The sequence below is a fragment of the Actinoplanes sp. NPDC051633 genome (assembly GCF_040681735.1).
Lineage (GTDB): Bacteria > Actinomycetota > Actinomycetes > Mycobacteriales > Micromonosporaceae > Actinoplanes.
On record NZ_JBFAZH010000581.1, the window covers coordinates 1 to 4,963 of the forward strand.

General features: G+C 72.1%; 4 protein-coding genes and 1 pseudogene. 3 read left to right on the forward strand and 2 right to left on the reverse strand.

Annotated elements, in window-relative coordinates:
• Positions 1–72 precede the first annotated feature (72 nt).
• Entirely contained in the window at positions 73–1,365 is a 1,293-nt protein-coding gene (locus tag AB0M20_RS27070) for a serine hydrolase domain-containing protein (RefSeq protein ID WP_364302868.1), read from the reverse strand.
• A gap of 280 nt (positions 1,366–1,645) precedes the next feature.
• On the opposite strand from AB0M20_RS27070, the gene AB0M20_RS27075 reads away from it, so the two are divergent.
• Together AB0M20_RS27075 and AB0M20_RS27080 are read left to right on the forward strand one after the other, a co-directional pair.
• Complete coding sequence (locus AB0M20_RS27075; protein WP_364302863.1) at positions 1,646–2,482, forward strand: patatin-like phospholipase family protein; 837 nt, start codon at positions 1,646–1,648, stop codon at positions 2,480–2,482.
• Entirely contained in the window at positions 2,482–3,510 is a 1,029-nt protein-coding gene (locus AB0M20_RS27080) for a 1-acyl-sn-glycerol-3-phosphate acyltransferase (RefSeq protein ID WP_364302865.1), read from the forward strand. Before AB0M20_RS27075 ends, AB0M20_RS27080 begins: the two co-directional genes overlap by 1 nt.
• On the opposite strand, the gene AB0M20_RS27085 is transcribed toward AB0M20_RS27080, so the two are convergent.
• Positions 3,496–4,296: a hypothetical protein gene (locus AB0M20_RS27085; RefSeq protein ID WP_364302866.1), complete on the reverse strand. Its 801-nt coding sequence runs from the start codon at positions 4,294–4,296 to the stop codon at positions 3,496–3,498. The genes AB0M20_RS27080 and AB0M20_RS27085 overlap by 15 nt on opposite strands.
• 184 nt (positions 4,297–4,480) lie before the next feature.
• Here AB0M20_RS27085 and AB0M20_RS27090 point away from each other — a divergent pair.
• Positions 4,481–4,963, forward strand: a pseudogene (locus AB0M20_RS27090) (FHA domain-containing protein); the annotation flags it as partial.

Below are 4,963 nucleotides of genomic sequence, written 5' to 3' on the forward strand. Positions count from 1 at the left end.
CCTGTCCAGGACACTGGTAGCCCTCCCACCTTTCAAGCGTGCGTTCGCGTGCGTGGGCTACCACTTCGTGGGTCAGGCGGCGATGGCGTTGGCCAGCGCGACGCGGTGAGTGTCGGGGTTGGACCAGGACCAGTTCGGGTGCGCGCGGTTGGTCAGCAGGACGACCACCATGGCTCGGGAGGGGACGACCAGCAGGGACGTTCCGGTGAAGCCGGTGTGGCCGAAGCTGTCCGGGGCGGCCAGCCGGCCCATGAACCACGGCTGGTTCATCTCCACGCCAAGGCCGTGGTCGGCGCTCCGGCCGGGGCGCTCGGCGTCGATGGCCGGCTTTCCGCGGTTCACGTTGGTCAGGGCCCGCCGCACCACCTCCGACGACAGGAGCCGCTTGCCGCGGTAGGCGCCCCCGCCCAGCAGCACCTGACCGATCACCGCGACATCGGCCGCGGTGCCGAAAAGACCAGCATGGCCGGCGACGCCGCCCAGCCGGGCACACACGTCGTCATGGACCACGCCGCGCAGCAGGCCCCGGGACGTGCGCGCGTCGGTCGCCACCAACCGGCTCTTCTTCGCCCAGCCCAGCGGCTTGAACCCCGTGTCGCGCAACCCCAGCGGCCCCGTGATCTGGTCGCGCACCGCCTTGTCGAGGGTCGAGCCCGTCAGCGTCTCCACCAGCTTGCCCAGCACCATCAGCCCGACGCTCGAATAGCGGAACGTGGTTCCCGGCACGCCGCCCTTGACCAGGCCGATGCGCGGCACCTCGGCCCAGCTCGCCCGGCCCGCACCGACCGGCAACGCCCCGGTGTGCGCGAGCAGCATGGCGACCGTCACCGCGTCCTTGCCGGCGCCGGTGAACGACGGCAGATACCTGCGCACCGGTGCGTCGAGATCAACCTTGCCGCGGTCGGCCAGCCGCAGCACGAGCATCGCCGTGTAGACCTTCGTGATGGACGCCAGGTCGAAGATCGCGTCTGTGCGCATCGCGACCCGCTTGCTCGCCGGCAGCTCGACCGGCCCGGCCGAGTAGCGCACCGCGTCACCGGCCGCGGCCGACACGGTCGTGGCCCCGTCCTCGACGACCAGCGCGACCGCCCCCGCGTACCCGGGATGGGCCGGGTTGTCCTTGGTCGGCCGCAGGTACTTGCGCAGTACGGCATCGACGTCGTCCGCGTAGCCGGCCTTTGCCGCAGCCTTGGCGGCGGGTTTGGTAAGGGCCTTCGCCGGGGGCCGGGACGGCGGGGCGGTCGGAGCCGAGGACGGCCCGCCGACCCACTGCGCCTCCGGCCGCGCCGACGGACCGCAGCCGGCCAGCACGGTGGCGAGTCCGGCGCCGAGCACGGCGCGACGAGGCAGAGGCACGGCGAACATCATGACATCTCGTCGGCCCGGGCCTCGTCCCCTGCGGGGCTGTGCTGCTACCGGCCGCTGAGCCTCCGGCAAGGGCGGAGAACCCGGGCCCCTGCGGGGCTGTGCTGCTACCGGCCGCTGAGCCTCCGGCAAGGGCGGAGAACCCGGGCCCTCCGGGCCTGGCCGGAGGCGGGGCAGAGGGGGTGAGTGGCCACGGCCCGGCGGGTGGGGCGGGGGCCCTTCTGTGGTCGTACCCGGATGGGCTTGATCCCGGGTTTGACCTTGGGGGCAGGATAAGGGGATGGGACCCACGGCGTTCGTGCTCGGCGGGGGTGGTGTGCTGGGCGCCGTTGAAGTGGGCATGCTCCGGGCGCTCTTCCGGGCCGGTCATCGGCCCGACGTCGTCGTCGGCACCTCCATCGGCGCGGTCAACGGCGCGCTGGTCGCGGCCGAGCCCGTCGAGGCGTCCACCGACAAGCTGGTGCGGCTCTGGACCTCGCCGGAGGCCGCGGCGGTCTACGGCGACTCGATCGGGCGGCAGATGCGGCGCTTCGCGGCCCGCACCCACCTGCACTCGCCGCTGCCGCTGCGTCGCCTCCTGGAGAGCGAGCTCGGCGAGCACTCGGTCTTCGCGGACCTGAAGATCCCCTTCCGGTGTTGCGCGGCCAGCATCGAGCGCGCGGCCGAGCACTGGTTCGACACCGGGCCGCTGGTCGACGCCGTGCTGGCCTCCTCCGCGGTGCCGGGGCTGCTGCCGCCGATGGAGCTGAATGGCGAGCATTTCGTCGACGGCGGCATCGTCAACTCGATCCCGATCGGGGAGGCCGTGCGGGTCGGAGCGAAGCTGATCTTCGTGTTGCAGGTGGGCCGGATCGAGCGTCCGCTGGCCGTGCCGCGGCGGCCGTGGGAGGTGGCGCAGGTGGCGTTCGAGATCGCCCGGCGGCACCGGTTCGCGCGGGAGCTGGCCGCGCTGCCGGAGGACGTACGCGTGCACGTGCTGCCCGCCGGCGGCGGCGACGGCCGCGACGACACCCCGTGGGCGTACCGGGACATGGCGGCGGTCGGCCGGCGGATCAGCCGCGCGTACACCGCCTCCCGCCGCTACCTGGCCGAGCACGTGCCGGGGGGCGATGTCTGATGCCGCCCGTCTGGGTGCGCCGGCTCGTCTTCGCGCCGCTGGTCATCGTGCTCGCACTGGTCCTGCTGACCACCCTGCCGGTGTGGCTGATCCTCGCGGTGGCGCTGTCCCCGTTCATGCCCGGTCACCTGCGCGTGCCCCGCCTCATCTGGCTCGGCATCGTCTACGTGGTGTGGGACGCGGCCGCCCTCTTCGCGTTGTTCGTGCTGTGGATCACCTTCGGGTTCGGCTGGAAGATCCGGTCGCCGAGGTCCCAGCTCTGGCACTACGGGCTCACCCGGCAGTTCCTGCGCTTTCTCTTCTGGATCGCGCGCTGGTCACTGCACCTCACCATCGACGTGGTGGGCACCGACCCGGACACCGCGCTGCCCGGCCGCCCGGAGATCGTGGTGAGCCGGCACGCCGGGCCGGGCGACTCGTTCATCCTGATCCACGCGCTGGTCAACTGGTTCGCCCGGGAGCCGCGGATCGTGCTGAAGGCGACCCTGCAGTGGGATCCGGCGATCGACGTGCTGCTCAACCGGCTGCCGAGCCGCTTCATCATGCCCGGCAAGCAGAAGGCCAACCTCGAGGAGCAGGTCGGCGAGCTCGCCGACGGGCTGGACGACAACGACGCCTTCGTCATCTTCCCCGAGGGCGGCAACTTCACCCCGCGCCGCCGCGTCAAGGCCATCGAGTTCCTGCGCCGGAAGGGAATGCCCGACCTCGCCGAGAAGGCCGAGGATCTGCGGAACCTGCTGCCGCCCAAGCCCGGCGGCCTGCTGGCGGCGATCGACGCGGCGCCCGACTCCGGGGTGGTCTTCGTGGCACACACCGGGCTCGACCGGATGATGACCGTCGCGGACGTCTGGCGGGAGCTGCCGATGGACAAGAAGCTGGTCATGCGGTTCTGGAGCGTGGCGCCCGAGGAGATCCCGGCGACCGAGGAGGAGCGGGTCACCTGGCTCTACGAGTGGTGGGCGCTGATCGACTCCTGGGTCGAGGAGAACAAACCAGCGCCCCTGCCACGTCGGCTACCGGCCACCTAGGGCCTTGTAAACGTCCTCGGGCGCGTCCACGACCGTCGCGGCCGGCGGGGTCAGGTCCTCGACCGTCACGCCGTAGTCGGTGTAGAGCACCTCGAGCGGCTGCACCTGCTGACCGCCGAGCGGCGGCAGCTGGATGGTCAGCGCGGAGAGCCGGCCCTGGTCGTCCAGCCCGGCGGTGAACGGCACGTTCTGCGCGGCCGTGCCGTACTTGTCGATGGTCACCTGGCTGACCCCGGTGAGGCCGGCCGCCTTGGTCAGGTCGAGGGTGCCGGTGAAGCTGCGCGCGTCGGTCTGCCGGACGTCGGTCGTCGAGGTCAGCAGCTTGGCCGTGTTCGCCGGGTCGATCTGGCCGGGGCGCAGGCCGACGTTGGCGCCCTCGGGCAGCCGGGAGATGTCGATGCGGGTCCACGTGCCGGCCTTGGTCAGGCCCGGGACCTGCACGTAGAGGTTCTCACCGACGAGCCGGGTGGAGACGGTCAGCTCGGTGTTCGTGCCGGTCGACTTGACCTCGGCCGAGCCCTTGCCGCCCGGCGCGTCCATCACCCCGTCCAGTTTGAACGACGGGCCGGACGTCATGGTCACCTTGAAGCTGGTGTTGCCCAGCGCCGCCGCGGCCTGGCCGAGTGCGGCGGCCGCGGCCGGGTCGGCGGCGCTGGAGCTGGCGGGCGCACTCGGCGTGCCGGCCGAGGCGCCCGCCGACGGAGCACCGGGGTCGTCCTGTGCCGAACACCCGGTAACCGCGAGGACGGTTGCGGCCAGAATGCCCCACACCGGTCGAGTCCGCATGTCGAGTCCTCCATAAGTCGGGTAGGTGTCGATGGTTCCCGCTGACGTCGAATCGCAAACGGACACTGCGGGGCATCGCGCCCTCACCGAACGCTGAACTGTGACCCGCGCCGGTTTCCGCTGAGGACGACGACCCGGCATGATGACTGGCGAAGTTCGCCTGCGTACGTACTGGGAGAAATCCGTGAGATTCGAGGTCAGCAAGGTCCTCGACGCCATCGAGGCCCGGCTCACCACCGACCCGGCGCTGGCCCGCGCCGTCGTCGACCTGTCCGAGGTGGTCCGCTATGCCGACCTCGATGGCGGCCGCCCGGCCAGCATGCTGCGCCTGGGCCTGGTCATCGACGCGCTCGGCCGGCACGTCGCGGAGGAGAGCGTGCCGGTGTATGCGATCGCCCCGCGCAGCCTGCTCTCCGACGGTGACCTGACCTCCAACGAGCGCATGGTGGTGCGCCGCTGGGCGGACGACGGCGTCGTCGAGGTGGTGCCCGAGATGGGCGACCGGGTGCTGGAGGTGGCCGAGCTGATCGGCCTGCCCGTGCTCACCCGCAACCGCGCGGAGCAGTTCCGCGACGCCCGCCCGTGGGTGGACGAGCCGGGCCGGTTGCTGGCCGCGGTGCCGGGCGCCGGAGGTCCGGTGCTGGTCGCCCGGGTCGGCCGCGGCGAG